Source organism: Roseateles sp. (assembly GCF_047654785.1).
Taxonomy (GTDB): domain Bacteria; phylum Pseudomonadota; class Gammaproteobacteria; order Burkholderiales; family Burkholderiaceae_C; genus Pelomonas.
Window position 1 is genome coordinate 30,453 of the sequence record NZ_JASGKQ010000001.1, and the last position, 26,449, is coordinate 56,901.

Genomic DNA, 26,449 nt, shown 5'->3' on the forward strand with positions numbered 1-26,449 from the left:
ATCCATCAGGGGGCGGACGCGGCCACGCGCCGGGGCCGCGGCGTGGGCGCGATTTCGACGCGCCGGTTCAGCGCGCGGCCGGCCGCGTCGCCGTTGGAGGCCACCGGCCGCTGCGGCCCGAACGCGGCGGCGAACACCGCATCCGGCGGCAGCCCCTCGGCCATCAGCGCCCGCGCGACGTTCAGCGCGCGCTGGGCCGACAGCTCCCAGTTGTCCGCGAACTTCGGCGCCCCCCGGCCCGCCACCAGGCCGCGGTCGTCGGTGAAGCCGCTGACCATCAGCACCTCGTCGCGCTGCGCGAGGTAGGTGCGCAGCGGCGTGGCCAGGCTCTTCAGCAGCGCGCGGCCGTCGGCGTGCAGCTGGTCGGAGCCGGTGGCGAACAGCACCGCGCCGCTGATGCCGATGCGCCCCTCGACCAGCGTGATGCGGCCGTCGGCGAGCGGGCCGGCCAGCGCGCGCTCCAGCGCCTCGCGGCGGGCCTGCTCGGCCTGGCGCTGCTGCACCTCGGCTTCGAGCCGGCCGGCCAGGTCCAGCTGGCCCACCAGCGCCGCGGCCAGTACCAGCACGAAGGCGCCCAGCACCCCGGCCATCAGGTCGCCGAACGCGGCCCAGGCCGGCGCGCCCAGGTCGTCCTGCTCGATCTCCAGCGGCTCATCCATGCGCGGCGGCCCCCTGCAGCGCGTCCAGCACCTGCTTCTGCGAGCCCAGGCACAGGTCGATGACCTCGCGCGCCTGCGCCACGTAGTAGCCCAGCTGCTCGTCGCTGCGCGCCATCGCGCCGCCCAGCCGCTCCTCCAGCGCCGCCAGGTGCTGCACCAGCTGCGCGTTCGCGCCCTGGAACTGCTCGACGGCCGCGCCGAAGCCCTCGCCCAGGCTGCCCATCTCGGCGGCGCTGGCGGCGAGGGTGGTGGCGGCGTCGGCGAGCGTCCGGCCGGTGGCGTCGGCCTGGTACGCGAAGCGCTCGCCCAGCGTCTCGAGCTGCGCGGCGGAGCGGTCCAGCAGCGCGGTCACCTGCGCGGCGGTGCCGGCCGTCAGCGCCTGCACCTGGGACGACGCGCCGGCCGTCAGCGCGTCGATGGCCCGGCGCTGCTCGCCCGCGGCCTGCTGCAGCGCGGCCAGCAGCGCGGCGACGGTCTGCATCAGCTCGGCGCGCTCGGCCAGCGCGGCGCGGTCCTGGGCCTGGCTCTGGGCCAACTGCTCGCGCAGCGCGGCGACCACCTCGACCGCCGCGCGCGGCGCCTCGCCGGCCGCCTTCAGCAGTGCGCCGGCCTCGCCCAGCGCCGCCTGCGCCTGCGCCTGGCCCTGGGCGACGAGCTCGCGCGTGTGCGCCAGCAGGCCGTCGGCCAGCTGCTGCTGCCGCGCGGCCTGCGCCTCGCCGGCCGCCTGCAGCGCGTCGCGCCAGGCGGCCAGGCGGCCGGCGTCGTCCGCCGCGTGGGCGGCCTGCAGCTGGCCGTGCGCGCCGGCCAGCGCGGCGACGGCGGCCTCGGTCTGCGCGGCGAAGCCGGCGGCCAGCCCGGCCACCGCGTCCTGCGCGCGCTGGCCGCTGGCGGCGAGCAGCTGCTGCGCCGTGTCGCGCTGCCGGGCCAGCGCCTCGGCGTCGGCGCGGGCCTCGGCGCGGCGCCGGGCGTCCTGCTCGGCCCGCGCGGCATCGGCCTCGGCCTGCGCGGCCTGCTGGCGCGCGGCGGCGGCGGCCAGCGCGTCCAGCAGCGCCTGCGCCTGGTCGGCCCAGCGCTCGCCCAGGCGCTGCACGGCCTGCTGGCTGGCCGCGTCGGCGTCGGCCAGCAGCCGCAGCGCCGCCTCGCGCTGCTGCGCCAGGCCGGCGGCCTGGGCCTCGGCGGCGGCGCCGTGCTGTTGCGCGATCTGCGCGGCGCCGGCCTCGAAGCGGCGGCCCAGCGCGTCGAGCTGCGCGCCCACCTGCGCGCCCACGCGCTCGTGCAGCGCGGCGGCCTCGCGGGCGATGCCGGCCATCGCGGCCTCGGCGGCGGGCTGCAGCGCGGCGCCGGCCAGGCGGGCGCTCTCGGCCAGGCTGGTGCGCAGCGTGCCGTCCACGCTGGCGGCCAGCGCCTGGTAGGCGGCCTGCGTGTCGGTGTGGAAGCGCGATTGCGCCGCCTGGTGGGCGTCGGCGAAGCGGGTGTGCTGCGCGGCGAGCTCGTCGGCCATCTGCCGGCCGAACTGCTGCAGCTGCTGCACCAGCGCCTGCTGGTGCTGCTGCGCGGCCGCCAGCGCGGCGGCGTCGGCGGCCTGCTGCGCCTGCGCGCGGCGGTGCGCGGCGGTCAGCGGGCGCAGACGGCCCAGCAGCGCCGCGTCGAGCCGGCCGCCGAGGGCGGCGCGCTCGCGGCGGGCCAGCGCCACCATCAGCCCCAGCATCGCCGAGCCCGCCACGCCGGCCACGCTGGCGCTGAAGGCCAGGCCCAGGCCGTGCACGGGGGCGCCCAGCGCGCTGCGCAGCGCCGCGAGGTCGGCGGTCTGGCCCAGCGCGCTGGCGGTGCCGCCCAGCGTGATGACCAGGCCGATGAAGGTGCCCAGCATGCCCAGCAGCACCAGCAGGCCGGCCAGCGCGGGCGCCAGGCCCGGACCGGGCAGCGCCGGGCGCAGGCCTTCCAGGCGCTGCTGCACGGCGGCGCGCAGCGCCTCGGGCAGCGTGGCGACCCAGGCGTCGCCGCCGTCGGCGGTGGGCTCGGCGGCCAGGGCCGCGGCCAGGCCGCGGCTGTCGCGGCGGAAGGCGCGCAGCTCCAGCGCGCCGAGCGCGAAGAAGGCGGCGATCAGCAGCGTCATCGCCAGCGCGACCGGGTGGTGGCGCGACGCGGCCAGCGCGGCCCCGGCGATGCCCGCGAGGCCGGCCGCGAGGGCGAGGGGGTAGAGGGCGTTCAGGAATCGGTTCATCGGGCAGCGTCGTCGTGCAGGGCGTCGATCAGGCCCAGCACCGGTTGGAGTCGAAGGTCCAGCTCGGCCCGCAGCGCGCGCTGCAGGTCGGCCCAGAAGCGCTCGCGCCAGCGGCGCGGGTCGGCCGCGGCGTGCCGCTCGGCGCGGCGGGTCAGCAGCGCGGGCAGGGCGGCCAGCCGCTGCCGGCCGGGGTCGGCGAGCGCGCGGTCGAACACCGCGTCCAGCGCCGCCAGCTGCGCCAGCGCGGGCGAGGCCTCGGCCACGCGGCCGCGCAGCCGCTCGCGCAGCGTGGCCACGCGCGCGGCGATGGCGCGCTGCTGCTGCGCATGGTGCAGCCGGTAGGGCGCGAGCAGGTCGGCCAGCGGCGCGGGCCGCTCGGGCAGCGGCTCGGCGGCGTCGCGCGCCAGCTCGGCGTCGTCGAAGGCGGCGTGCAGGTCGGCCAGCACGCGCGCCAGCGCGGCCTGCGCCCAGTCCTGCGCGGCGCGGCGGTCGCCGCCGGCGGGGGCGTCCGGCAGCGGCGCGGCCAGCACCTGCGACAGCCCGATGGCGTCCGCCCAGCCCAGCCAGCCGCCCAGCCGCTCCGTCACGGCCGGCGCGGCGGCCGGCGGCGGCACGCCCCACTGCAGCAGCAGGCGCGCCAGGGGCTCCGGCGCCGGGTGCGAAGGCCCGGGCGCCCGGCCGGCCGGCGGTGCGTCTGCTGTGGTCATGGAAGGGGGTGGCGCCTGGGCGAGCAAAAAGGGCGAGATTTTAGTAAAGCCCCTTGCCGGCGGGGCTTTTGCCGGCCGCCGCCCACAATGCCGGCCACGCCCGCAACCCCGGAAGCCCCCCGCGATGCACACCCACGACCTCGCCGCCTGGCAGCACGAGCATGTGTTCGACACCGGCAACGGCGCCGCCGAGCGCGGCACGCGGCGGGTGATGTGGATCACCGTGGCCATGATGGGGCTGGAGATCGCCGCCGGCTGGTTCTACAACTCGATGGCGCTGCTGGCCGACGGGCTGCACATGAGCAGCCACGCCGTGGCCATCGGCCTGAGCGCCTTCGCCTATGCCGCCGCGCGCCGCCATGCGCGCGACCCGCGCTATGCCTTCGGCACCTGGAAGATCGAAGTGCTGGGCGGCTTTGCCAGCGCGATCTTCCTGCTTGGCGTGGTGGCGCTGATGGTGTACGGCTCCGTCGAGCGGCTGCTCCACCCCGAGCCCATCCACTACCGGGAGGCGATGGCCATCGCGGTGCTGGGGCTGGTGGTGAACCTCGTCTGCGCGCGGATGCTGGGCCAGGCCCACGACCATGGGCATGGCCATCACCACGATCATCACCACGGCCACGCCGGCCACCATGACGACCTCAACCTCAAGTCCGCCTACCTGCACGTGGTGGCCGATGCCGCCACGTCCGTGGCCGCCATCGCCGCGCTGCTGGGCGGCTGGTGGCTGGGCTGGACGTGGCTGGACCCGGTCATGGGCATCGTCGGCGCGGTCGTCGTGGCCCTCTGGGCCAAGGGCCTGCTCGCCGAAACGGCCAAAGTGCTGCTGGACCGCGAGATGGACCACCCCGTCGTCGACGAGATCCGCGAGGTGATCGCCGGGCAGGGCGCCGCCAGCGAGACCGTCATCGCCGACCTGCACGTCTGGCGCGTGGGCCGTGCCAGCTATGCCTGCGCGCTCAGCCTCGTCACGCACGATGCGCAGCTCACGCCGGCGCAGGTGCGCGGCTGGTTGGCCGTCCACGAGGAAATCGCGCACGCCACCATCGAGATCCACCGCTGTTCCTAGAAAGGCATCGGCCGCCAGGGCGAACCGTGGCGGCCGAGAGGGGCCGCCGCGGCGGCGGCAGCCGGGAATTCAGCGGCGCGGGCCGCCCTGGCCGCCGGGCGTGGCCCCGGGGCCGGTGCGGCGCTCCAGGTGGCGGAAGGTGATGCGGCCCTTGCTCAGGTCGTAGGGCGACATCTCCAGCGACACGTTGTCGCCCGCCAGGATGCGGATGTGGTGCTTGCGCATCTTGCCGCCCGTGTAGGCGATGACCTCGTGGCCGTTGGTCAGCGTCACGCGGAAGCGCGAGTCCGGCAGCACCTCGTGCACGACGCCGTGCATCTCGATCAGTTCTTCCTTGGCCATGTGGAACTCCTTTGAATTGGCGATGTGGGGCCGCCACCCACGGCCGGCGCCTGGCGCGCGGCCCGCCCGCATCCGGGGCGAAAAAACAGCGAACACCGCCCGGCCCCATGCCGTGCGGCGACAGAAACACCCAAGAACACTCAGCGGGGGTTGATGCTGAAGCGAGCCGCTCGCGGGAGGGGGCCAGGAGGTGGCCGGCGGGGCTGCAGATAAGACCTGGCGAACACGGTCTTGCGCGAATCCATGCCGCACAGGCTAGCACGCCTGTCAAGCCCCCCGGCCGGCGGGCGGGGCCGGCGGCGGGTTTTCAGGCGCTCAGCTTCAGGCCCACGATGCCGGCCAGGATCAGCCCGATGCAGGCCAGCCGGGCGACGGTGGCGGGCTCGCCGAACAGCAGCATGCCCAGCGCCATGGTGCCGACGGCGCCGATGCCGGTCCACACGGCGTAGGCCGTGCCCACGGGCAGCGTGCGCATGGCCACGCCCAGCAGCGTGACGCTGACGACCATGGCCGCCACCGTGGCCGCGGTGGGCCAGGGGCGGGAGAAGCCTTCGGTGTATTTCAGGCCGATGGCCCAGCCGACCTCGAACAGGCCGGCGATGACGAGGACCAGCCATGCCATGGCCCGGCTCCTGGCGCGTCGTGCGCGCAACGGCCCGGGGCGTCCCGGGCGGGGAGAACGGTCGGCCGGGGCGTCCCGGCCGGCGGCTTCCCGGATGGAAGCGCGCCGGCAGTGTAGGACCCCGTGCGGGCTGGGGCCGATGTTCCGCCGGCCGGGGAACTGCTACACACTGGAGCGGCCCCGCTTCGGCGGGCCCACCCCGATACGGAAACCAGGAGACAGACATGACCGTTTACGCCGCCCCCGGCGCCGCCGGCGCCAAGATCGCCTACCAGCCCCGCTACGACAACTTCATCGGCGGCCAGTTCGTGCCGCCGGTGGAGGGGCAGTATTTCGACGTGGTCTCGCCGATCAACGGCAAGGTCTACACGCAGGCCGCGCGCTCGACCGCCGCCGACATCGACAAGGCGCTGGACGCCGCCCATGCCGCCGCCGCCGGCTGGGCCGCCACGCCGCCGGCCGCGCGCGCGAACATCCTGCTGAAGATCGCCGACCGCCTCGAGCAGAACCTGGAGCTGCTGGCCTACGCCGAGACGGTGGACAACGGCAAGCCCATCCGCGAGACGCTGAACGCCGACATCCCGCTGGCGGTGGACCATTTCCGCTACTTCGCCGGCTGCGTGCGCGCGCAGGAGGGCGCGCTCAGCGAGATCGACGGCAACACCATCGCCTACCACTTCCACGAGCCGCTGGGCGTGGTCGGCCAGATCATCCCGTGGAACTTCCCGCTGCTGATGGCCGCGTGGAAGCTGGCGCCCGCGCTGGGCGCCGGCAACTGCGTGGTGCTCAAGCCCGCGGAGAGCACGCCCATCAGCATCCTGCTGATGGCCGAACTGGTCGCCGACCTGCTGCCGCCGGGCGTGCTGAACATCGTCAACGGCTTCGGCCGCGAGGCGGGCATGCCGCTGGCCAGCAGCAGGCGCATCGGCAAGATCGCGTTCACCGGCTCCACGGCCACCGGCAAGGTCATCGCGCAGGCGGCGGCCACCAACCTGATCCCGGCCACGCTGGAGCTGGGTGGCAAGAGCCCCAATGTGTTCTTCGAGGACGTGATGGCGGCCGACGACGCCTTCCTCGACAAGGCCATCGAGGGCCTGGTGCTGTTCGCGTTCAACCAGGGCGAGGTCTGCACCTGCCCGAGCCGCGCGCTGATCCAGGAGAGCATCTACGACCGCTTCATGGAGCGCGCGTTGAAGCGCGTCGCCGCCATCAAGCAGGGCAACCCGCTGGACACCGACACCATGCTCGGCGCGCAGGCCAGCCAGATGCAGATGGACAAGATCCAGACCTACCTGGCGCTGGGCAAGGAGGAGGGCGCCAAGGTGCTGATCGGTGGCGAGCGCGCCAACCTGGGCGGCGACCTGGCGGGCGGCTACTACATCCAGCCGACGCTGTTCCAGGGCCACAACCAGATGCGCATCTTCCGCGAGGAGATCTTCGGCCCGGTGCTGGCCGTGACCACCTTCAAGGACGAGGCCGAGGCGCTGCGGATCGCCAACGACACGCCCTACGGCCTGGGCGCCGGCGTCTGGAGCCGCGATGGCAGCCGCGCCTACCGCATGGGCCGCGGCATCCAGGCCGGCCGGGTGTGGACGAATTGCTACCACGCCTACCCGGCGCACGCGGCCTTCGGCGGCTACAAGGAGTCCGGCATCGGCCGCGAGACGCACAAGGCCATGCTGGACCACTACCAGCAGACCAAGAACCTGCTGGTCAGCTACAGCCCGAACGCGCTGGGCTTCTTCTGATCGCGGCCCGGGAGGGCGGCTTCGGCCGCCTTCCCGCGCCGTGGCGCGAAAGGCTTGCCATGACCGACCTCATCCCCCGCGTGCAGGCCACCGAGGCCGCGCTGGCGCTGATCGCACAGCTGCGCGATCAGCACGGCGAGCTGCTGTTCTACCAGTCGCATGGCTGCTGCGCCGGCAGCGCACCGATGTGCTTCACGGTGCGCGAGCTCGGGCTTGCCGCCGACGACCGCCTGCTGGGCCGGGTGGGCGATGGCGGCGGCGTGCCGGTCTACGCCAGCCCGCCCCAGTGCGACTACCTGGCCGGCCTGCAGATGACGCTGGACGTGGCGCCGGGCAACAGCGGCAGCTTCGGCCTAGAGGACGGCTCGGGCCGGCACTTCGTCGCGCAGTTCCGGCTGTGGACCGACGACGAGCTGCCGCGGCTGGCGCCGATCACGCCCGCTCAGGGGACGGTGCCGCCGGCCTGAACGGCCTGGGCGGCATAGGGCCCGGCGCGCAGCGCGTCGGCGATGCCCTTGCGGTTCTGCTGCAGCGCCGCCATGCTGAAGTGGACGTGGCCGCTGCCCGGCGACACGCGGCGGATGGTGGCGATCTGCGCCAGCACCTCGCCCGGCTGCCAGCTCTGCGGCGTGTCGTTGATGCGGCTGGTGAACAGGCCCGGGTGGATGGGCCGGTCCAGCGGGTTCAGCGCGCGCCAGGCCTGCAGCAGCGGCTCGAAGGCCTGCGCCGTCTGCGCCTGCGGCCAGTACAGCTGCGGCGCGAGGTAGTCCAGCCAGCCCTCGCGCAGCCACAGCTCGACGTCGGCGTAGAGCTTGTCGTACTGGCTGAAGCCGGTGATGCCGGCCGGCCGCAGGCCGGGCCGGGGCAGGCCGAAGGGGCTGATGCCCACGCGCGTGCCGGGGCGGACTTCGTGGGCCAGCGCGTACAGGCGCTGCACCAGGGTGTTGACGTTGTAGCGGCGCCAGTCCGCGCGCGCCAGCGTGCCGCCGCCGGCCAGGTACTGGCGCCAGCTGGGCTCGTCCGGGAAGTCCAGCTCCTGCCGGGTGGCCGGGTCCGTGACCGGGTAGGGGTAGAAGTAGTCGTCGATGTGGATGCCGTCCACGGCGTAGCGGCCCAGGCAGTCGCGCACGACGGCCAGCGTGTGCTCGGCGGCCGCGGGCTCGCCGGGGTCCATCCAGAGCTGGTCGCCGTAGCGCTTCACCCAGTCGGGCCGGGTGCGGCTGACATGGGTGTCGGCCACCGGCGACTTGGCGGAGCTGTGCCGCGCGCGGTAGGGGTTGAACCAGGCGTGCAGCTCCAGCCCGCGCGCGCGGCACTCGGCCAGCCAGACGGCCAGCGGGTCGTAGCCGGGGTGGCGGCCCTGCACGCCGGTGAGCACTTCGCTCCACGGCTCCAGGCGGGACTCGTACAGCGCGTCGGTGCCGGTGCGCACCTGCAGGATCAGCGCGTTCAGGCCCACGCTGGCGGCGGTGTCGCACAGCGCGCGGATCTCGGCCTGCTGCTGTTCGGCGGGCAGGCCCGGCTTGCTGGGCCAGTCGATGTTGGCGACGGTGGCGATCCACGCGGCCCGCCACTCGCGCGGCGGCGCGGGCGGCAGCGTGCCGGCGGCGGGGGCGGACGCGGCGGCGGGCGGCGCCGCCAGCGCGGCCTCGCCGGGCGACGGCGGGGCCGGCATGGGGGTGGCGCAGGCCGCCAGCAGCGGGGCGGTGGCCAGGCTCAGCAGGTCGCGGCGTTTCATGGGTCAGACCTTCACGAACCAGTGTTTGCGGTACATCGCCCAGGCCACCGCATACATCGCCAGCACGAAGGCGATGGCGTGCAGCAGCGAGGCGTTCTCGGGCGCGAGGCCGAGGTCGAGCAGCGGCTGGTACAGGTGCCGGCCCAGGCTGCGGCCGTCGCCGAGCTTCACCGTGTGCAGCAGCTTGGCCAGCAGCCCGGACAGCGCGAACAGGAACAGCGCGTTCATGCCGAACACCACCAGCGGGTGCAGCAGCCGCGCCCAGCGCGCGCGGGCCAGCGGCTGCGGCATCGCGTCCAGCAGCCAGTGGAAGACGGCGAACACCACCAGCGCCCAGCCGGCCATCGTGAACACGAACGACGGCGTCCACAGCGACTTGTTGATGGGCATCAGCCACGCGTCCAGCACCTGGCCCAGCCACAGCGCGGCCAGGCCCCACAGCATCCAGGCCATGGTCTTCTCGTGGGCCTGGCGGCGCGACGCGAGCACATAGCCCGCCAGCACGCCCAGCAGCTGCGACGACACCGCCGGCAGCGTGGAGAGCAGCCCCTCGGGGTCCCAGGTCTTCGCCTGTTTCCACAGGTGGCCGTCCAGCAGCAGCCGGTCCAGCCACGCGCCCGCGTCCCGGCCGGGCTCCAGCACGCCGACGTGGACGACGCCGTCGGCGTCCGGCACCGGCAGGCCCAGCTGCACCAGCGTGTAGGCGGCCATCAGCCCCACCGCCCACAGCGCGACGCCGCGCGCGCCGCACCACAGCACGATGGGCGCGGCCGCCAGCGTGCACAGGCCCAGGCGCTGCAGCACGCCGGGCAGGCGCACGGTGGCGAGGTCGAAGGCGGGGATCAGGTTGAGCAGCAGGCCGAGGGCGACGATCACCAGCGCCCGGCGCCAGGTGGCCAGCAGCAGCGCGCGCTTGTCGGCGCCGGCCTGCGCGCGGCGCGCGAGGCTGATCGTCATCGCCATGCCGCTGATGAAGACGAAGAACGGGAACACCCAGTCCGTGAACGTCCAGCCATGCCATTTCGCATGCAGCAGCGGCGCGTAGACGTGGTTCCAGTCGCCCGGGTTGTTCACCAGCAGCATCGCCGCGATCGCGAAGCCGCGGAAGGCGTCGAGCGACAGCACCCGCTCCCTCATGTCGCCTCCTTGCGGCCGAAGCCGTCCGGCACCCTGATCAGCGCCGCCATCACGAAGCTCGGCACCGTGGCCACCAGCACCCAGGCGAAGAACGGCACATAGCCGACCTGCTCCTGCAGCCAGCCGCTCCACATGCCGGGGATCATCATGCCCAGCGCCATGAAGCCGGTGCAGATCGCGTAGTGCGCCGTCTTCTGCGGCCCCTCGGCGACCAGGATCATGTACATCAGGTAGGCCGTGAAACCGAGGCCGTAGCCGAACTGCTCCACCGCCAGCGCCGCGCTGATGACGGCCAGGCTGGTCGGGTGCGCCAGCGCCAGCAGCAGGAAGGCCACGTTGGGCAGGTGCATGGCCAGCACCAGCGGCCACAGGGCCTTCTTCAATCCCACCCGGGAGATGATCCAGCCGCCCGCCAGGCCGCCCAGCGTCAGCGCCGTCAGGCCCACGGTGCCGTAGGCGATGCCCACGGCCTTGGTGGACAGGCCCAGCCCCCCCTGCGCCACCGGGTCCAGCAGGAAGGGCGACGCGAGCTTGAGCAGCTGCGCCTCCGGGAAGCGGTACAGCAGCAGAAAGCCCAGCACGACGGCGATGCCGGGCTTCCTGAAGAAGCTGGCGAACACCGCGAAGAACTCCGCCACCAGGCCGCGCGCGGCCGCGCCGCCCACGCCGGGGCGGTCGGCCTCGGGCCGCGGCAGCACCAGCGCATGCCAGGCCGCCAGCGCCAGGAACAGCCCGCCCAGCAGCCAGAACACCCAACGCCAGGCCTGCACCACGCTGCCGCTGCGTTCCGCCAGCTCGCCGGCCAGGTAGACCAGCCCGCCCTGGCCGCCGATGTTGGCCAGCCGGTAGAAGGTGGAGCGCACGCCGACGAAGGCGGCCTGGCTGTGCTGCGGCAGCGCCAGCATGTAGTAGCCGTCGGCGGCGATGTCGTGCGAGGCGGATGCGAACGCCATCAACCAGAACACCGCCAGCGTCATCTGGAAGGCCCGGTCGGCGGGGATGGCCAGCGCCACGCCGGCCAGCGCCGCGCCGACGAAGAACTGCAGCACCGTCACCCACGCGCGCTTGGTGCCGAACAGCTCGGCCAGCGGCGACCACAGCGGCTTGAGCACCCAGGGCAGGTAGAGCCAACTGGTGTAGAGCGCGATGTCGGTGTTGGAGACGCCGAGGTTCTTGTACATGACGACCGACAGGGTCATCACGACGACGTAGGGGATGCCCTGGCCGAAGTAGAGCGTGGGGATCCACGCCCACGGGGAGCGCTGCGCAGGGCTCACGCGGCGAGCGCCCGGGCCACGCTGCCGTCGGCCGCCTCCAGCAGCGCGCGCGCTTCGTCCGGGCCCACGCCGCGCTTGAGCATGACCAGCGCCGTCTTCACGTGGTGGTCGCAGGCGCCGAGCGCCGCCTGCGCGTCGGCCTCGGGGGCGCCGGAGGCGCGCACCGTCAGCGCCAGCGCGCGCTTGACCAGCTTGGCGTTGGTGGCCTTCAGGTCCACCATCAGGTTGCCGTACACCTTGTTCAGCCGCACCATCAGCGCCGACGAGAAGGTGTTCAGCGCGATCTTCTGCGAGGTGCCCGCCTTCAGCCGCGTGCTGCCGGAGATGACCTCGGCGCCGGTGTCCAGCACGATGCCGATCTCGGCCTGGCTGCTGACCGGCGCGCCCGGGTTGTTGGCGAAGCCGATGGTCAGCGCGCCGGCCGCGCGGGCGGCCTCCATCGCGCCCAGCACATAGGGCGTGCCGCCGGAGGCGGCCAGCAGCAGCGCCACGTCGTGCGGGCCGGGCCGCAGCGCGGCGAGGTCCGCGGCGCCCTGCGCGCGGTCGTCCTCGGCGCCCTCGACGGCCGCGAACATCGCGCCCTGGCCGCCCGCGATCACCGCCACCGCGCGCTCGCGCGGCCACGAGAACGTCGGGTACAGCTCCACGCTGTCCAGCACGCCGAGGCGGCCGGAGGTGCCGGCCCCCGCGTACAGCAGCCGGCCGCCGGCGCGGATGCGCGGCAGCGCGGCGTCCACCGCGGCGGCGAGCTGCGGCGCGGCGGCCTTCACGGCGGCGACGGCGGCGTTCTGGTCGTCGATGAAGGCCTCCAGCAGCGCTGGCGTGGCGTAGCGGTCCAGGTCGGGGTGGCGGGTGCTCGGGGTTTCGGTGTTCAGCATGGTGGATGGCGCGGATCGGGCTGCCGCACTCTAGCGGCTGGCGCGCGGCACTGGCGAATGCCGCCCCGGACCGCGACCATAACGGCAGGTGATCCAGGCCCGGCCTTGGGGCACACTGCGGCCGGCCACCCCACCGCGCCACCCCTCTGCTGGAGCCGCCATGTCCCCGTCCCGCCTGCGGCCGCTGGCCGCCGCCGCCACCGTGCTGGCCCTGCTGCTGCCGGCGTCCGCGCATGCCGTGCTCGCCGTCGGCGCCGCCGCGCCCGACTTCACCGCCGACGCCGCCGTCGGCGGCCGGCCCTTCAGGTTCCGGCTGGCCGAGGCGCTGAAGCAGGGCCCGGTGGTGCTGTACTTCTACCCCAAGGCCTTCACGCGCGGCTGCACGGTGGAGGCGCACCTGTTCGCGGAGGCGGCGGAACGGTTCCAGGCCGTCGGCGCCACCGTGATCGGCATGTCCAACGACGACATCGACACGCTCAAGCGCTTCAGCGTCGAGGCCTGCCGCAGCAAGTTCGCGGTCGCGGCCGACGCGGGCGGCCAGGTCATCAGGGACTACGACGTGGCGCTGCGCCTGGTGCCCGGCACCATGGCCGACCGCGTGTCCTACCTGATCGCGCCGGACGGCCGCATCGCCGCCGTCCACGCCAGCCTGGACCCCGACGGCCACATCGACGCGATGCTCCAGGCCGCCCGGCGGCTGCAGAAGTAGCGGCGCAGGCCGGCGGGGCGGCGCGATGCCGCTAGACTTGCGGCCCATCAAGCGCCGATTTGTTCCGGATTGCGGGCGCTCTACAAATGCCGCTAAACAGGACGCTCGCACCAACCGGCGTCCCGCGACAGTGGCGCCGGTTTCGTTTTTTCTGGAGTGAGGCCATGACGGGCCGCAGCGTCGGCGAGGTATCGCCGCAGAGTTTCCATTTCGACCAGCCGCTGCCGCTGCGCAGCGGCGCCAGCCTGCCGGCCTACGACCTGATGGTCGAGACCTACGGCCGGCTCGACGCCGCGCGCAGCAACGCGGTGCTGGTGTGCCATGCGCTGAACGCCAGCCACCACGTGGCCGGCACCTACGCGGGCCAGCCGCGCAGCGAGGGCTGGTGGGACAACCTCATCGGCCCGGGCAAGCCGCTGGACACGGACCGCTTCTTCGTCGTCTGCGTCAACAACCTGGGCTCGTGCTTCGGCTCGACGGGGCCGATGCACCTGAACCCGGCAACCGGCCGGGCCTGGGGCGCGGACTTCCCCGTCGTCACCGTGCAGGACTGGGTGGACGCGCAGGCCCGCGTCGTCGAGCGCCTGGGCATTGGCAGGCTGGCGGCGGTGCTGGGCGGCTCGCTCGGCGGCATGCAGGCGCTGGACTGGGCGCTGCGCTACCCCGAGCGGCTGGGCCACTGCATCGCCATCGCCACGGCGCCCAACCTGTCGGCGCAGAACATCGCCTTCAACGAGGTGGCGCGGCGCGCCATCGTCACCGACCCCGACTTCCACGGCGGCCACTACTACGAGCACGGCGTGGTGCCCAAGCGCGGCCTGCGCGTGGCGCGCATGATCGGCCACATCACCTACCTGTCCGACGACGTGATGGCCGCGAAGTTCGGCCGCGAACTGAAGAGCGGCGCTTTAGGCTACTCCACGCAGGACGTCGAGTTCCAGATCGAGAGCTACCTGCGCCACCAGGGCGACAAGTTCAGCGACTACTTCGACGCCAACACCTACCTGCTGATCACCCGCGCGCTGGATTACTTCGACCCCGCGGCGGCGCATGGCGGCGACCTGGCGCGCGCCTTCGCCGCGGCGCGGGCGAAGTTCCTCGTCGCCAGCTTCACGACCGACTGGCGCTTCTCGCCCGACCGCTCGCGCGAGATCGTCAAGGCGCTGCTCGACAACCGGCTGGACGTCAGCTACGCCGAGATCGACGCGCCGCACGGCCACGACGCCTTCCTGCTCGACGACCCGCGCTACCACGGCGTGCTGCGCGCCTATTTCGAGCGCATTGCCAGCGAGGTGGCGCCATGAGTTTCGACCCTGCCATCGCCGCGCTGGTGCCGCCCGGCTCGCGCGTGCTCGACCTCGGCTGCGGCACCGGCGAGCTGCTGGAGCACCTCATCCGGCACAAGGGCTGCACCGGCTACGGCGTGGAACTGGACGACGCCAACCTGCTGGCCTGCGTGAAGCGCGGCGTCAACGTCATCCAGCGCAACCTGGAGGAGGGCCTGTCCATCTTCGAGGACCAGAGCTTCGACGTCGTGCTGCAGCTGGAGACGCTGCAGCACCTGCGCAATGCCGAGGCCATGCTGAAGGAGACAGCGCGCGTCGGCAAGATCGGCATCGTCAGCTTCCCCAACTTCGCGCACTGGCCCAACCGGCTGCAGGTGCTGACGGGCCGCATGCCCGTCACGCGCGCGCTGCCCTACGAGTGGTACGACACGCCCAACATCCGCGTCGGCACCTTCGCCGACTTCGGCGTGCTGGCGCGCAAGAACCGGCTGCGCATCCTGGACAGCTTCGGCCTGCAGGGCGGCGAGGTCGTGCGCACGCTGCCCAACCTGCGGGCCAGCGTGGCGGTGTTCAAGTTCGAGCGGGAGTGAGCGCGGGGGCCGCGCGGGCGGCCCGAGGCCTAAACTGCCCGGCTGCGCCACAAGCGCCCAAGGAGCACGCCATGAATGCACGCGACCCCCACCTGCCCCTGCAAGCCGACGAGGCCACCGCGCTGGGCGCCTTCGCCGAACGCGTGTGGGACGAGGAAATCGTCCCCGCGCTGACCGACTACATCGCCATCCCGGCCAAGAGCCCGATGTTCGACGCCGACTGGGCGGCGAACGGCCACATCGAGAAGGTGCTGACCACGGCCGCCGCCTGGGTGGAGGGCAAGAAGGTCGCGGGCCTGACGCTGGAGGTGGTGCGCATCCCCGGCCGCACGCCGGTGATCTTCTTCGAGGTGCCCGCGACCAAGGCCGGCTGCACCGACACCGTCCTGCTGTACGGCCACCTGGACAAGCAGCCCGAGTTCAGCGGCTGGCGCAGCGACCTCGGTCCCTGGACGCCCAAGTACGAGAACGGCCTGCTCTACGGCCGCGGCGGCGCGGACGACGGCTACGCGGTCTACGCGTCGCTGACGGCCATCATGGCGCTGGACAGCCAAGGCATCCCGCGCCCGCGCTGCGTCGGCCTGATCGAGACGTGTGAAGAGAGCGGCTCCTTCGACCTGCCGGCCTACATCGACCTGCTGAAGGCGCGCCTGGGCAACGTGTCGCTCGTCGTCTGCCTGGACTCCGGCGCCGGCAACTACGACCAGCTCTGGCTGACCACCTCGCTGCGCGGCATGGTGTCGGGCGTGCTGAAGGTGGAGGTGCTGGCCGAGGGCATCCACAGCGGCGACGGCTCGGGCGTCGTGCCGTCGAGCTTCCGCATCCTGCGCCAGGTGCTGGACCGGCTGGAGGACAGCCGGACCGGCCGCTTGCTGCCCGAGAGCTTCCACTGCGAGATCCCCGGCGCGCGGCTGGACCAGGCGCGGGCGACCGCCGCCATCCTGAAGGACGAGGTCTACAAGCGCATGCCCTGGGCCTGCGGCGCGGACGGCGGCCCGGTGCTGCCGGTGACCCGCGACCCGGTCGAGGTGCTGCTCAACCGCACCTGGCGGCCGACGCTGTCGGTGACCGGCGTGGACGGCTTCCCGGAGCTGAAGAACGCCGGCAACGTGCTGCGGCCCTACACCGCGTTCAAGCTGTCGCTGCGCCTGCCGCCGCTGATCGACGGCAACGCCGCCGCGCTGCAGCTCAAGGCGCTGCTGGAGGACAACGCGCCCTACAACGCCAAGGTCACGTTCACCCCTGACGGCCGCGCCGGCGCCTACGGCGCGACCGGCTGGAACACGCCCGAGCTGTCGCCCTGGCTCAGCCGGGCGCTCGACGACGCCAGCCAGGCCCACTTCGGCGCGCCGGTCGGCTACATCGGCCAGGGCGGCACCATCCCGCTGATGAGCATGCTGCAGAAGGGCTTCCCGGCCGCGCAGATGATGGTCTGCGGCGTGCTGGGTCCGAAGAGCAACGCGCACGGGCCGAACGAGTTCCTGCACGTGCCCTACGGCAAGCGGCTGACCGCCGCGGTCGCGCAAGTGATGGCCGCGCATCCGTGACCCACCCCCTACGCGCTTCGCGCGCCCCCTCAAGGGGGCAACCCGCGCCGACCGGCAAAGCCGGATCGGCGGGGTTCGCTGGGAAAGGCACGCCGTCGCGGCATGCGGAGCACCGCCCGGCGGATTGCCTCAGCGCATGGATCAGTTAAGGGCGATCAAGGTCTTCGTCCGCGTCATCGACGAGGGCAGCTTCGCCGCCGCCGCGCGGGCGCTGGACCTGGCGCCCGCGGTCGTCACCCGCCTGATCGCCGAGCTGGAGGAGCACCTCGGCACGCGGCTGCTGAACCGCACGACGCGGCGGCTGTCGCTGACCGAGATCGGCGAGGCCTACCTGGAGCGCGCCCGGCGCATCCTGGCCGACGTGGACGAGGCGGCCGCGCTGGCCGCGTCGGCCACGCAGGAGGTGCGCGGCCTGCTGCGCGTGCTGTGCCCGCCGGCCTTCGCGGTCCACCAGCTCGCCAAGCACCTGCCGGCCTTCCACCGCGCCCACCCGCTGGTGACGGTGGAGATCACCTCGCCCGGCCCGGTGGAAACCGTGGGCGACGGCTACGACCTGACCATCTTCCTGACCCGCAGCCCGCTGGACGGCGACTTCGTCGCCCGGCGGCTGGCGCGCAGCGAATTCATCATGTGCGCCTCGCCCGACTACCTGGACCGGCGCGGCCGGCCGCAGCATCCGCGCGAGCTGAAGGCGCATGACGCGCTGCTGCGGCCCACGCCGTCGCTGATGCGCGGCCTGACGCTGCAGCGCGGCGACGGCGGCGAGGAGATCACGCTGCCCATCGCGCCGTTGCGCGCCGTGCTGGCGACCGCGCACATGGACACCAACTACGCCGCCGCGCTGCACGGCCTGGGCATCGCCGGGCTGCCCAGCTTCATGGTCGAGGAGGCGCTGCTGGAGCAGGCGCTGGAGCGCGTGATGCCGCAATGGCGGCTGTTCAGCACCACGCTGTGGGCCGGCATGCCGACGCGCAAGTACGTGCCGGCGCGCACGCGCGCCTTCCTGGATTTCCTGCTGGAGATCTTCGGCGGCGAGGACGAAGACCCCTGGCTGGTCGCCGCCGGCTGCGCGACCCGGCCGTGATCAGCGCAGGCTGAAGCCCAGCTCGAAGAGCGCCGGGTGGCGCAGCTCCATCGCCCGTTTCAGCGGCGCGAAGGCGATGTAGCGGCTGGCCGTGCCGGCGACGTAGGCCAGCAGCCGGCGCTCCTCGGCATGGCCCTCGGGCAGACCCGCCAGTTGCGCCAGGTGCTGGCGCAGCGCGCTCCACTCCAGCCGCCGCCAGTACTCGCCGAAGTCGGCCGCCAGGGCCTCGTCCAGCTGCCCGGCCGCGCGGCAGGCCTCCCAGTGGCGCACGGCCCAGTCGATCTGCTGCGCCTCGTCCCAGGCCAGCTCGGCCGGGCGCAGCAGCGCCGCGAGGGCGTCGGTGGCGCTGCCCTGCGGCGCGTCGTCGACCAGGCGCTGCAGCACGGCGTCCAGGCCGGTGTCGGCGATGCGGGCCAGCCCGGCGCGCAGCGCGGCGGCGTCCGGCGCCACCGGCGCGGGCGGCTGCTCGCGCAGTGCGGCGCAGGCGGCGCGCAGCAGGCGGTCGGTGTCGGCCGGCGCGGCCTGGACGGCGGCGATCAGGGAGGCGGTCTGGGGAATCATGGAAAGGCCCTCGTGGATAATGAAATTCTAAGAAGCCGGCCTCGGCGACCCTCCCGTCCTCGCGTCTCCTGCCGTCCGTGCCGCGCCCGCATCGCCCCCCCCGTCCCGCCCCGCTGCCCCCGCTGATCGCCCTGGCCCTGTGTGCCTGGGGCGGGGCGCATGCGCAGCAGGCCGCGCCCGAGGATTCGATGCCGCTGCTGCGTAGCAGCCGTGTGCTGGGCACCCCGGCCCGGCCGGCGCTGGTCATCAGCGCCCGCGAGGTGACGGCCCAGACCGACCAGCAGGCCGACGCCCGCGGCGGCGTAGAGCTGCGCCAGGGCGCGGTGACGGTCAACGCCGACCAGCTCCATTACCGCGTCGTCGACGATTTCGCGCGGGCCGAGGGCAACGTCCGCATCGACCACAACGGCAACGTCTTCACCGGCCCGCTGCTGCAGCTGTACGTGTCCCGCTTCGAGGGCGAGTTCCTGACGCCCAGCTTCTCGCTGGCCGCCACCGGCGGCGCGGGCAAGGCCCAGGTCGTCAGGTTCCAGGACAGCGAGCACCTCAGCGCCACCGAGGGCCGCTACAGCAGCTGCCCGGCCGTCGAGGACCAGGAGCCGGCCTGGCAGATCTCCGCCAGGCAGCTGCGCCTGGACCTGGCCGCCAACGAGGGCGAGGCCGAGGGCGCGGTGCTGCGCTTCCTGGGCGTGCCCATCCTGGCGGCGCCGTCGCTGAGCTTCCCGCTCAGCTCGGCGCGCAAGTCCGGCTGGCTGCCGCCCAACATCTTCCTGGACAACCGCAGCGGCCTGGAGCTGGGCGTTCCGTACTACTGGAACATCGCCCCGCAGCGCGACGCGACGGTGACGCCGTTCATGATGACCCGCCGGGGCGCCGGCGCCGATGCCGAGTTCCGCTACCTGGAGCCCGGCCACGCCGGCCGCATCAACGTGGACCTGCTGCCCAACGACCGCGTGTTCGGCCGGTCGCGCTGGAGCCTCAAGCTGCACAACGACGGGCAACTGGGCGACTGGCGCTACCGCTTCAACAGCGAGCGGGTCTCGGACGACGACTACTGGAAGGACCTGTCCCGCCGCGTCGAGAGCCAGACGCCGCGGCTGCTGGCCAGCGACTTCGTGCTGAACCGGCAGCGCGAGCTCTCCTGGGGCGTCATCGACACCTATGCCCGCGTGCAGCGCTGGCAGACGCTGCAGGGCGCGGACGCGCTGGCCCATTTCGACTCGCCCTACCAGCGCAGCCCGCAGGTCGGCATCCGCGTGACGACGGCGGCCGACGAGGCGGTGCTGGACAGCTTCCGCCCCTGGGGCCGCAAGGCGCGGCTGGAGGGCTCGCTGGAGCTGGAATACAACCGCTTCGACCTGCCCGGCTCGGCGCTGCCGGGCCAGCCGCGCGGCGGGCAGCGCGTGCATGCGCTGGGCCACCTGGCCGCGCCGGTGGGCGGCGAGGCCTGGTGGTTCATCCCGCGGCTGTCGTTCAACGCCGCGGCCTACGACCTGGAGCGCCCGCTGGACGACGGCCGCACCCGCATGAGCCGCGTCATTCCGACCTTCAGCATCGACCACGGCTGGGTCTTCGAGCGCGACACCCGGCTGTTCGGCCGCGCGATGCGCCAGAGCCTGGAGCCGCGCGTGCTGTACGTGAACACGCCGTTCCGCGACCAACTCGCGCTGCCCAACTTCGACGCCGCGCCCAAGGACTTCAACTTCGACTCCATCTACACCGACAACGAGTTCTCGGGCGTGGACCGGGTGTCGGACCTGCACGCCGTCAGCGTCGGCGCCACCAGCCGCTGGGTCAGCGCGGCCCGGGGCGAGGAGATCCTGCGCGTCGGCGCGGTGCAGCGCTTCCTGTTCCGCGACCAGCGCATCACGCCGGACGGCCAGCCCGTCAAGCAGCGCTTCTCCGACCTGCTGCTGGCCGCCGCCGCGCACCTGGACGAGCGCTGGTGGGCCGACGGCACGCTGGAGTTCAACCCGGAAGCCAGGCGCTCGGTGCGCACCGTCATGCGCGCGCGCTACTCGCCCGGGCCGTTCAAGACCGTCAGCGTCGCCTACCGGCTGGCGCGCGGGCAGAGCGAGCAGGTCGAACTGGCCTGGCAGTGGCCGCTGTACGGCCAGCCCGTCACCCGGCGCGGCGCCGACAGCCGGGCCGCCGACTGCGGCGGCGCCTGGTACGGCGCGGGCCGCGTGCAGTACTCGCTGCGCGACAAGCGCCTGACCGACTCCGTGGCCGGCCTGGAATACGACGCCGGCTGCTGGGTGCTGCGCTTCGGGCTGGAGCGACTGTCCACCGGCCGCGCCGAAACCAACACCCGCTTGATGCTGCAGCTGGAGCTGGTGGGCCTGTCCCAGCTCGGCTCGAACGCCCTCAAGGTCTTGACGGACAATGTGCCCGGTTACCGCAGGCTGAGCTCCGACCGCTCGCCGAGTTCAGACTTCCTACCATGATCCATCGCCTCGTTCCCCTCGTTCTGGCCCTGGCAGCCTGCCACGCCACGGCCCAGACGCCGCCGCCCACGCTGCAGCCGGGGGACTACATCGCCGCGGTCGTCAACCAGGACGTCGTGGCCGCCAGCGAGGTGGTGCAGCGCACGGAGCGGCTGCGCGCCGAGGCCCGCCAGCGCGGCGAGGTGATGCCCGAGACGGCCGGCCTGCACAAGCAGGCGCTGGAGGCGCTGATCGAGGACCGCGTGCTCGTCACCTACGCCCGCGAGAACGGCGCCAGGATCGACGAGGCCGAGCTGGACCGCGTGGTGGCCAACGTGGCCGCGCAGAACAAGCTGTCCATGGCCCAGCTGCGCGAGCGGCTGAAGGCCGACGGCACCGACTACAAGGCCTTCCGCGAGAACCTGCGCGACCAGATGATGACCGAGCGGGTGCGCGAGCGCGAGGTGCAGGGCCGCATCAAGGTGACCGACGCCGAGATCGACGCTTACCTCGACAAGAAGCGCGCCGCGCTGGACCAGGGCGGCCAGATCAACCTGGCGCAGGTGCTGGTGCCGGTGCCCGAGGGCGCGCCGGAGGCCGTCGTCGCCGAGAAGCGCGCGCGCGCCGAGGCCGCGCTGGCCCGCATCAAGGGCGGCGAGGACTTCGCCGCCGTCGCCCGCGACGTCTCCGAGGACAGCAACAAGGCGCGCGGCGGCGAGATCGGCCTGCGCCCGGCGGACCGGCTGCCCGACCTCTTCGTCACGGCCGTCAAGGACCTGAAGGCCGGCCAGGTCGCGCCCGGGCTGCTGCGCAGCGGCGCGGGCTTCCACATCCTGAAGGTCGTCGAGCGCCAGGGCGGCGCGTCGCTGACCCAGGCGCTGCAGACCCATGCCCGCCACATCCTGCTGCGCCCCTCGGCCCAGCTGACGGCGGAAGTGGCCGCGCGCCGCCTGGCCGAGTACAAGCGCCAGATCGAGACCGGCCAGGCCACCTTCGAGCAGATCGCCCGGGCCAACTCCGAGGACGGCAGCGCGGAAGCCGGCGGCGACCTGGGCTGGATGGGCGCGGGCGGCTTCGTGCCCGAGTTCGAGGAGGCGATGAACGCGCTGCCGCTGAACGGCATCTCCGGGCCCGTCATGTCGCGCTTCGGCGTGCACCTGATCCAGGTGCTGGAGCGCCGCACGGTCGAGGTCGAGATGAAGCAGCTGCGCGACCAGGCCCGCGCCGCGCTGCGCGAGCAGAAGTACGACGAGGCCTACCAGGAGTGGGTCAAGGACCTGCGCGCCAAGGCCTTCGTCGAAGTCCGGGAATGGCAGGACTGACCCACCGGCTGCCGGTCGGCGCGGCGGCCACGGGGTAATCCATGAAATCACACATCCCCAGGAAGCGCTTCGGCCAGCATTTCCTGACCGACAAAGCGCTGATCGACGGGATCATCGACCTGATCGACCCCCGGGCCGGCGAGACCCTGGTCGAGATCGGCCCCGGCCTGGGCGCGCTGACGCTGCCGCTGCTGGCGCGCCACCGGCCGCTGACCGTCATCGAGCTGGACCGCGACCTGGCCGCGCGGCTGCGCCAGCGCGGCGACGTCGAGGTCGTCGAGAGCGACGTGCTGAAGGTCGATTTCCGCGTGCTCGCCGCCGCCAAGGGCGCGAAGCTGCGCGTCGTCGGCAACCTGCCGTACAACATCTCCACGCCCATCCTGTTCCACCTGCTGGACGCGGTGGACGCCGTGGTGGACCAGCACTTCATGCTGCAGAAGGAGGTGGTGGACCGCATGGCCGCCGCACCGGGCGGCAAGGACTACGGGCGCCTGAGCGTGATGCTGCAGTGGCGCTACGGCATCGAATCGGTGCTGGACGTGCCGCCCGAGGCCTTCGACCCGCCGCCGCGCGTGGACTCGGCCATCGTGCGCATGCGGCCGCTGGCCCAGCCCCCCGCGCTGGACCCGGCGCTGCTGGGCGCGCTGGTGACCAGCGCCTTCTCGCAGCGCCGCAAGCTGCTGCGCCACAGCCTGGGCCGCTGGCTGGCCGAGCGCGGCTACGCCGGGGCCTTCGACCTGCAACGCCGGGCCGAGGAAGTGCCGGTCGGCGAATTCGTCGCGCTGGCGCTGGAAATGAAGAAGCCCGCCTGAAAAGGCGGGCTTCTTCTCCTCCAGCAGCTGCAGCGGAACCGGCTTTGCCGGGCCGCTAGCAGCGCCCCCTCGGGGGGCCGGCGTCAGCCGGTACGGGGGGGCTCGTCACGCCGCGTTCAGCCACATGGACGTATCGAAGGCGCTGCACATCATCGGCATGTTGACGCCGAAGTTGGGGTTGCCAATCGCAGACTTCGCGCTTTTCGGCGCGGGCTTTTCAACCACCGGGGCCACCTCAGCAGCCCGCTCCCATGACCCGTTTTCTTGGGAGCGGGCTACTGAAAAGAATAGAAACACCGGAAGGGGATGCGCCGGTCGGCCCAGTAGTCGGCCGTGTCGCGGAAGACGTCGAGCAGCTGCTCGCGCGCCTCGCGGTCGAAGCGCACGTTGTCGGGCAGCTGTTCCAGCACGACGACGAAGCCCGGCTGCGTGCCGGCCTTGTGGACGAGGTCGGTCATGCAGTCATGCAGCGCGTCCAGGTTCTTGCCGAAATGCGCGGGGAACAAAAAGGCCTGCGCGATGCCGTCCAGCACGTCCTGCTTGGACTGCGCCTCCGACAGGTTGGCATACAGGAAATGCTGGCCCGCTTCCTGGGCGGCCTGCATCAAGTCCTCGACCCGGTAGGCCCGGATGGCCTGCACGATATTGGGACGGACGGTCTGCAAAAGCATGGTCGCGTTCCTCCTTTCAAGTCACAAAACTGCCAAAACTCGCGTTCGCCCGACCATCACCGGCCAGCCTGGGCGCGGACGCGCTTGAAGCTGGCGTAGTGATCGTCGGTGTAGTAACAGACTTCGGGCGACGTGGGGGGCCTCCCGCCACAAACAAGGCGGCGGGCGCCCCGGTTGCGTGCGCCGGGGGTCTTGACCGTGTACTCGCGGTAGAAGCCGCGCGCCTTGCGGGGCAGCTGTCGCTCGCGGTTGCCGAACACCACGCCGTCCTTGCCATAGGGAAACGGGCCGCCGGCGTGGACGAGCCGGTGCGTTTCCTGGGCCTGGGCGGGCAGCTCGCTCAGCGGAATTTCAGCCAGAGCGGGCGTTGCGGTGGGGGGCGCTTCCCGGGCGTGCGCGCCGCCGGCCAGGCCGGACAGCAGCAGGGCGGTGGTGACCGCCGAGGCGCCGGAGCGCGCCAGCCACGAGAGCAAAGACACGGGTTTACCCCTGTTTCGAAACCGCAATGGTATCGAATCGACCTCGAAAGCTCAAGCCGGCCTCCCGCACCCAGGCCAGGTAGGGGTGCATGTGAGCTTGCGCTCACATGCTGGCAAGCGCTTGTTTCTTATGGGGCTTTGCGGTGCCGCTGGAGGAATTTGTTGGTGTGAAAACTTCTGTCAACGAGGGTGCGAACCGGCGGCAGCCGGCATTCAGTTCCGGGCGGCGTTGGCGTCGGCGACGGTCAGCGCCGTCATGTTGACGATGCGGCGCACGGTGGCCGAGGGGGTCAGCACGTGGACCGGCTTGGCCGCGCCGAGCAGCACCGGGCCGACGGCGATGCCGCCGCCGGCGGCGGTCTTCAGCAGGTTGTAGGAGATGTTGGCGGCGTCGATGTTGGGCAGCACCAGCAGGTTGGCTTCGCCGGTCAGCGGGCTGTGCGGCATCAGCTGCTTGCGGTAGGGCGCGTCCAGCGCGGTGTCGCCGTGCATCTCGCCGTCCACCTCCAGCCAGGGCGCGAGCTGCTGCAGCAGCGCCAGCGTGTCGCGCATCTTCACGGCCGAGGGCTGGTTGCTGGTGCCGAAGTTGCTGTGCGACAGCAGCGCGGCCTTCGGGGTCAGGCCGAAGCGGCACATCTCATGTGCGGCCATGATGGTGATCTCGGCGAGCTGCTCGGCGCTGGGGTCGTAGTTGACGTGGGTGTCCACCAGCATGACCTGGCGACCCGGCAGGATCAGGCCGTTCATGCAGGCATAGGTCTTCACCCCGGCGCGCTTGCCGATGACCTGGTCGATGTAGGCCAGGTGCGTGGCCGTGGTGCCCCAGGTGCCGCACAGCATGCCGTCGACCTCGCCCTTGTGCAGCAGCATGGCGCTGATCAGGGTGAGCCGGCGGCGCATCTCGATCTTGGCCAGCTGCTGGGTGACGCCCTTGCGCTCGGTCATGCGCAGGTAGGTCTGCCAGTAGTCGCGGTAGCGGTCGTCGTGCTCGACGTTGACGACGTCGTAGTCGCGCCCCTGCTGCAGCCGCAGGCCGAAGCGCTCGGCGCGCTCGGCGATGACGGCCGGGCGGCCCACCAGCGTCGGGCGGGCCAGGCCCTCGTCGACGACGACCTGCGCGGCGCGCAGCACGCGCTCTTCCTCGCCCTCCGCGTAGGCGACGCGCTTGTTGGGCGCCCGCTTGGCGGCGGTGAAGATGGGCTTCATCGTGTTGCCCGACGCGTAGACGAAGCTCTGCAGCTTCTCGCGGTAGGCGTCCCAGTCCTGGATGGGGCGGGCGGCGACGCCGGAGTCCATCGCCGCCTTGGCGACGGCCGGGGCGATGCGCATCATCAGCCGCGGGTCGAAGGGCTTGGGGATCAGGTACTCGGGGCCGAAGCTCAGCGTCGCGCCCACGTAGGCGGCGGCCACCACCTCGCTCTGCTCGGCCTGCGCCAGCTCGGCGATGGCGTGGACGGCGGCGATCTCCATCTCGACGTTGATGGTCGTTGCCCCCGAGTCCAGCGCGCCGCGGAAGATGTAGGGGAAGCACAGGACGTTGTTGACCTGGTTGGGGTAGTCCGTGCGGCCGGTGGCCATGATGGCGTCGCCGCGCACGGCCTGCACCTCTTCCGGCAGGATCTCGGGCGTCGGGTTGGCCAGCGCGAAGATCAGCGGCTGCGGCGCCATGGTGGCCGCCATGTCGGCCTTCAGCACGCCGCCGGCGGACAGGCCCAGGAACACGTCGGCGCCCTGGATGACCTCGCGCAGCGTGCGTGCCTCGGTCTTCTGCGCGAACCAGGCCTTGTCCGGGTCCATCAGCTCGGTGCGGCCCTCGTAGACCACGCCGGCCAGGTCGGTCACGAAGATGTTCTCGCGCGGCAGGCCCAGCTTGACGAGCAGGTTCAGGCAGGCGATGGCCGCCGCGCCCGCGCCGGAGGTGACCAACTTGACCTGCTGGATGTCCTTGCCGACGACCTTCAGGCCGTTCAGGAAGGCCGCGCCGACGACGATGGCGGTGCCGTGCTGGTCGTCGTGGAAGACCGGGATCTTCATGCGCTCGCGTAAGCGGCGCTCGACGTAGAAGCAGTCCGGCGCCTTGATGTCTTCCAGGTTGATGCCGCCGAAGGTCGGCTCCAGCGCGGCGATGCAGTCAACGAGCTTGTCGAGGTCGTTCTCGGCCACTTCGAGGTCGAAGACGTCGATGCCGGCGAACTTCTTGAACAGCACGCCCTTGCCTTCCATCACCGGCTTGGACGCCAGCGGGCCGATGTTGCCCAGGCCCAGCACGGCCGTGCCGTTGGAGACCACGGCGACCAGGTTGCCGCGCGAGGTGTAGCGGAAGGCGTTGGCCGGGTCGGCCACGATTTCCTCGCAGGCCGCGGCCACGCCGGGCGAGTAGGCCAGCGCCAGGTCGCGCTGGTTGACGAGGGACTTGGTCGCCGCGATGGCGATCTTGCCGGGTGTCGGGAACTCGTGGTACTCGAGGGCGGCCTGGCGGAGCTGGGCGCGTTTTTCTTCTGGGCTGGGCATGGCGGGGCGAGCGAGGGCCGGCGGGGGTGGAATCATGCCACCGCGCCGCG

General features: G+C 72.7%; 24 protein-coding genes and 1 riboswitch. Of the genes, 11 read left to right on the forward strand and 13 right to left on the reverse strand.

Annotated features, from left to right (window positions below; translation table 11 throughout):
* Nucleotides 1-5: 5 nt before the first annotated feature.
* Genes QM788_RS00165 through QM788_RS00175 form a run of 3 tightly spaced genes read right to left on the reverse strand, consistent with a single transcriptional unit; the run spans nucleotide 6 to nucleotide 3,590 of the window.
* Nucleotides 6-659, reverse strand: a complete 654-nt coding sequence (locus tag QM788_RS00165) for an OmpA family protein (protein WP_415659469.1) — start codon at nucleotides 657-659, stop codon at nucleotides 6-8.
* The gene (locus tag QM788_RS00170; protein WP_415659470.1) at nucleotides 652-2,883 is read right to left on the reverse strand and encodes a hypothetical protein; all 2,232 of its coding nucleotides are present in this window, start codon (nucleotides 2,881-2,883) and stop codon (nucleotides 652-654) included. The genes QM788_RS00165 and QM788_RS00170 overlap by 8 nt, the downstream gene beginning before the upstream one ends.
* A complete protein-coding gene (locus QM788_RS00175) occupies nucleotides 2,880-3,590 on the reverse strand; it encodes a DUF3348 family protein (protein ID WP_415659471.1) in 711 nt (236 codons plus the stop codon). The genes QM788_RS00170 and QM788_RS00175 overlap by 4 nt, the downstream gene beginning before the upstream one ends.
* A 124-nt stretch (nucleotides 3,591-3,714) precedes the next feature.
* Here QM788_RS00175 and dmeF point away from each other — a divergent pair, with 124 nt between their 5' ends.
* Nucleotides 3,715-4,659 carry a CDF family Co(II)/Ni(II) efflux transporter DmeF gene (gene dmeF, locus QM788_RS00180; protein ID WP_415659472.1) on the forward strand — a complete coding sequence of 315 codons (945 nt, stop codon included), beginning with the start codon at nucleotides 3,715-3,717 and terminating at the stop codon, nucleotides 4,657-4,659.
* Nucleotides 4,660-4,728: 69 nt separating this feature from the next.
* Here the strand turns inward: dmeF and infA are convergent, their stop codons facing one another.
* Both infA and sugE read right to left on the reverse strand, forming a co-directional pair.
* Nucleotides 4,729-5,001: a translation initiation factor IF-1 gene (gene infA, locus QM788_RS00185; RefSeq protein WP_415659473.1), complete on the reverse strand. Its 273-nt coding sequence runs from the start codon at nucleotides 4,999-5,001 to the stop codon at nucleotides 4,729-4,731.
* 307 nt (nucleotides 5,002-5,308) lie between these two features.
* Nucleotides 5,309-5,623 (reverse strand): quaternary ammonium compound efflux SMR transporter SugE, encoded by a 315-nt coding sequence (sugE, locus tag QM788_RS00190; protein WP_415659474.1) that lies wholly within the window; start codon nucleotides 5,621-5,623, stop codon nucleotides 5,309-5,311.
* 224 nt (nucleotides 5,624-5,847) lie between these two features.
* Between sugE and QM788_RS00195 the strand changes: the two genes are divergently transcribed.
* Nucleotides 5,848-7,371: an aldehyde dehydrogenase family protein gene (locus tag QM788_RS00195; RefSeq protein WP_415659475.1), complete on the forward strand. Its 1,524-nt coding sequence runs from the start codon at nucleotides 5,848-5,850 to the stop codon at nucleotides 7,369-7,371.
* A gap of 59 nt (nucleotides 7,372-7,430) precedes the next feature.
* Complete coding sequence (locus tag QM788_RS00200) at nucleotides 7,431-7,838, forward strand: DUF779 domain-containing protein (protein ID WP_415659476.1); 408 nt, start codon at nucleotides 7,431-7,433, stop codon at nucleotides 7,836-7,838.
* Here the strand turns inward: QM788_RS00200 and QM788_RS00205 are convergent.
* Genes QM788_RS00205 through QM788_RS00220 form a run of 4 tightly spaced genes read right to left on the reverse strand, consistent with a single transcriptional unit; the run spans nucleotide 7,814 to nucleotide 12,401 of the window.
* Complete coding sequence (locus QM788_RS00205) at nucleotides 7,814-9,109, reverse strand: glycoside hydrolase family 10 protein (RefSeq protein ID WP_415659477.1); 1,296 nt, start codon at nucleotides 9,107-9,109, stop codon at nucleotides 7,814-7,816. The two genes, QM788_RS00200 and QM788_RS00205, sit on opposite strands and share 25 nt — an antisense overlap.
* Before the next feature lie 3 nt (nucleotides 9,110-9,112).
* Nucleotides 9,113-10,246 (reverse strand): acyltransferase family protein, encoded by a 1,134-nt coding sequence (locus QM788_RS00210; protein ID WP_415659478.1) that lies wholly within the window; start codon nucleotides 10,244-10,246, stop codon nucleotides 9,113-9,115.
* Nucleotides 10,243-11,523, reverse strand: a complete 1,281-nt coding sequence (locus QM788_RS00215) for an MFS transporter (protein WP_415659479.1) — start codon at nucleotides 11,521-11,523, stop codon at nucleotides 10,243-10,245. Before QM788_RS00215 ends, QM788_RS00210 begins: the two co-directional genes overlap by 4 nt.
* Nucleotides 11,520-12,401 carry an N-acetylmuramic acid 6-phosphate etherase gene (locus tag QM788_RS00220; RefSeq protein WP_415659480.1) on the reverse strand — a complete coding sequence of 294 codons (882 nt, stop codon included), beginning with the start codon at nucleotides 12,399-12,401 and terminating at the stop codon, nucleotides 11,520-11,522. The genes QM788_RS00215 and QM788_RS00220 overlap by 4 nt, the downstream gene beginning before the upstream one ends.
* A 160-nt stretch (nucleotides 12,402-12,561) precedes the next feature.
* Here QM788_RS00220 and QM788_RS00225 point away from each other — a divergent pair, with 160 nt between their 5' ends.
* The 5 genes from QM788_RS00225 (at nucleotide 12,562) to QM788_RS00245 (ending at nucleotide 17,617) form a co-directional block, all read left to right on the forward strand.
* On the forward strand, nucleotides 12,562-13,110 hold the full coding sequence (locus QM788_RS00225) for a peroxiredoxin (RefSeq protein ID WP_415659481.1): 549 nt from the start codon (nucleotides 12,562-12,564) through the stop codon (nucleotides 13,108-13,110).
* Nucleotides 13,111-13,151: 41 nt separating this feature from the next.
* A riboswitch (SAM riboswitch) is annotated at nucleotides 13,152-13,227 on the forward strand.
* 47 nt (nucleotides 13,228-13,274) lie between these two features.
* Complete coding sequence (metX, locus tag QM788_RS00230; protein ID WP_415659482.1) at nucleotides 13,275-14,414, forward strand: homoserine O-succinyltransferase MetX; 1,140 nt, start codon at nucleotides 13,275-13,277, stop codon at nucleotides 14,412-14,414.
* Entirely contained in the window at nucleotides 14,411-14,986 is a 576-nt protein-coding gene (gene metW / locus QM788_RS00235) for a methionine biosynthesis protein MetW (protein WP_415659483.1), read from the forward strand. Before metX ends, metW begins: the two co-directional genes overlap by 4 nt.
* Nucleotides 14,987-15,057: 71 nt before the next feature.
* Nucleotides 15,058-16,533, forward strand: a complete 1,476-nt coding sequence (locus tag QM788_RS00240) for a M20 family metallopeptidase (protein ID WP_415659484.1) — start codon at nucleotides 15,058-15,060, stop codon at nucleotides 16,531-16,533.
* A 136-nt stretch (nucleotides 16,534-16,669) separates the two neighbouring features.
* Complete coding sequence (locus QM788_RS00245) at nucleotides 16,670-17,617, forward strand: LysR substrate-binding domain-containing protein (RefSeq protein ID WP_415659485.1); 948 nt, start codon at nucleotides 16,670-16,672, stop codon at nucleotides 17,615-17,617.
* Here the strand turns inward: QM788_RS00245 and QM788_RS00250 are convergent, their stop codons facing one another.
* Nucleotides 17,618-18,178, reverse strand: a complete 561-nt coding sequence (locus QM788_RS00250; protein ID WP_415659486.1) for a hypothetical protein — start codon at nucleotides 18,176-18,178, stop codon at nucleotides 17,618-17,620. It abuts the gene before it with no gap.
* Nucleotides 18,179-18,366: 188 nt separating this feature from the next.
* Here QM788_RS00250 and QM788_RS00255 point away from each other — a divergent pair, with 188 nt between their 5' ends.
* From QM788_RS00255 to rsmA, 3 genes are read left to right on the forward strand one after another with little or no spacing between them, the layout of a single operon-like run.
* Entirely contained in the window at nucleotides 18,367-20,625 is a 2,259-nt protein-coding gene (locus tag QM788_RS00255; RefSeq protein WP_415659487.1) for an LPS-assembly protein LptD, read from the forward strand.
* Nucleotides 20,622-21,926, forward strand: a complete 1,305-nt coding sequence (locus QM788_RS00260; protein WP_415659488.1) for a peptidylprolyl isomerase — start codon at nucleotides 20,622-20,624, stop codon at nucleotides 21,924-21,926. Before QM788_RS00255 ends, QM788_RS00260 begins: the two co-directional genes overlap by 4 nt.
* A 41-nt stretch (nucleotides 21,927-21,967) precedes the next feature.
* A complete protein-coding gene (gene rsmA, locus QM788_RS00265) occupies nucleotides 21,968-22,738 on the forward strand; it encodes a 16S rRNA (adenine(1518)-N(6)/adenine(1519)-N(6))-dimethyltransferase RsmA (RefSeq protein WP_415659489.1) in 771 nt (256 codons plus the stop codon).
* Between the two features lie 275 nt (nucleotides 22,739-23,013).
* Here the strand turns inward: rsmA and QM788_RS00270 are convergent, their stop codons facing one another.
* From QM788_RS00270 to QM788_RS00280, 3 genes are all read right to left on the reverse strand, one after another.
* Nucleotides 23,014-23,409 (reverse strand): barstar family protein, encoded by a 396-nt coding sequence (locus QM788_RS00270; protein WP_415659490.1) that lies wholly within the window; start codon nucleotides 23,407-23,409, stop codon nucleotides 23,014-23,016.
* 56 nt (nucleotides 23,410-23,465) lie between these two features.
* Complete coding sequence (locus tag QM788_RS00275; RefSeq protein WP_415659491.1) at nucleotides 23,466-23,888, reverse strand: ribonuclease domain-containing protein; 423 nt, start codon at nucleotides 23,886-23,888, stop codon at nucleotides 23,466-23,468.
* Between the two features lie 213 nt (nucleotides 23,889-24,101).
* On the reverse strand, nucleotides 24,102-26,399 hold the full coding sequence (locus tag QM788_RS00280; RefSeq protein ID WP_415659492.1) for an NADP-dependent malic enzyme: 2,298 nt from the start codon (nucleotides 26,397-26,399) through the stop codon (nucleotides 24,102-24,104).
* Nucleotides 26,400-26,449: the final 50 nt, after the last annotated feature.

What these genes read in the sequence shown, in the direction of transcription:
- QM788_RS00250 (WP_415659486.1), bottom strand. Translation starts at nt 18,178, where the DNA reads ATGATTCCCCAGACCGCCTCCCTGATCGCCGCCGTCCAGGCCGCGCCG.
- QM788_RS00165 (WP_415659469.1), bottom strand. Translation starts at nt 659, where the DNA reads ATGGATGAGCCGCTGGAGATCGAGCAGGACGACCTGGGCGCGCCGGCC.
- metX (WP_415659482.1), top strand. Translation starts at nt 13,275, where the DNA reads ATGACGGGCCGCAGCGTCGGCGAGGTATCGCCGCAGAGTTTCCATTTC.
- QM788_RS00195 (WP_415659475.1), top strand. Translation starts at nt 5,848, where the DNA reads ATGACCGTTTACGCCGCCCCCGGCGCCGCCGGCGCCAAGATCGCCTAC.
- QM788_RS00270 (WP_415659490.1), bottom strand. Translation starts at nt 23,409, where the DNA reads ATGCTTTTGCAGACCGTCCGTCCCAATATCGTGCAGGCCATCCGGGCC.
- QM788_RS00245 (WP_415659485.1), top strand. Translation starts at nt 16,670, where the DNA reads ATGGATCAGTTAAGGGCGATCAAGGTCTTCGTCCGCGTCATCGACGAG.
- QM788_RS00260 (WP_415659488.1), top strand. Translation starts at nt 20,622, where the DNA reads ATGATCCATCGCCTCGTTCCCCTCGTTCTGGCCCTGGCAGCCTGCCAC.
- QM788_RS00255 (WP_415659487.1), top strand. Translation starts at nt 18,367, where the DNA reads ATGCCGCTGCTGCGTAGCAGCCGTGTGCTGGGCACCCCGGCCCGGCCG.
- QM788_RS00280 (WP_415659492.1), bottom strand. Translation starts at nt 26,399, where the DNA reads ATGCCCAGCCCAGAAGAAAAACGCGCCCAGCTCCGCCAGGCCGCCCTC.
- sugE (WP_415659474.1), bottom strand. Translation starts at nt 5,623, where the DNA reads ATGGCATGGCTGGTCCTCGTCATCGCCGGCCTGTTCGAGGTCGGCTGG.
- QM788_RS00220 (WP_415659480.1), bottom strand. Translation starts at nt 12,401, where the DNA reads ATGCTGAACACCGAAACCCCGAGCACCCGCCACCCCGACCTGGACCGC.
- QM788_RS00200 (WP_415659476.1), top strand. Translation starts at nt 7,431, where the DNA reads ATGACCGACCTCATCCCCCGCGTGCAGGCCACCGAGGCCGCGCTGGCG.
- QM788_RS00225 (WP_415659481.1), top strand. Translation starts at nt 12,562, where the DNA reads ATGTCCCCGTCCCGCCTGCGGCCGCTGGCCGCCGCCGCCACCGTGCTG.
- QM788_RS00240 (WP_415659484.1), top strand. Translation starts at nt 15,058, where the DNA reads ATGAATGCACGCGACCCCCACCTGCCCCTGCAAGCCGACGAGGCCACC.
- rsmA (WP_415659489.1), top strand. Translation starts at nt 21,968, where the DNA reads ATGAAATCACACATCCCCAGGAAGCGCTTCGGCCAGCATTTCCTGACC.
- QM788_RS00210 (WP_415659478.1), bottom strand. Translation starts at nt 10,246, where the DNA reads ATGAGGGAGCGGGTGCTGTCGCTCGACGCCTTCCGCGGCTTCGCGATC.
- metW (WP_415659483.1), top strand. Translation starts at nt 14,411, where the DNA reads ATGAGTTTCGACCCTGCCATCGCCGCGCTGGTGCCGCCCGGCTCGCGC.
- infA (WP_415659473.1), bottom strand. Translation starts at nt 5,001, where the DNA reads ATGGCCAAGGAAGAACTGATCGAGATGCACGGCGTCGTGCACGAGGTG.
- QM788_RS00205 (WP_415659477.1), bottom strand. Translation starts at nt 9,109, where the DNA reads ATGAAACGCCGCGACCTGCTGAGCCTGGCCACCGCCCCGCTGCTGGCG.
- dmeF (WP_415659472.1), top strand. Translation starts at nt 3,715, where the DNA reads ATGCACACCCACGACCTCGCCGCCTGGCAGCACGAGCATGTGTTCGAC.
- QM788_RS00175 (WP_415659471.1), bottom strand. Translation starts at nt 3,590, where the DNA reads ATGACCACAGCAGACGCACCGCCGGCCGGCCGGGCGCCCGGGCCTTCG.
- QM788_RS00170 (WP_415659470.1), bottom strand. Translation starts at nt 2,883, where the DNA reads ATGAACCGATTCCTGAACGCCCTCTACCCCCTCGCCCTCGCGGCCGGC.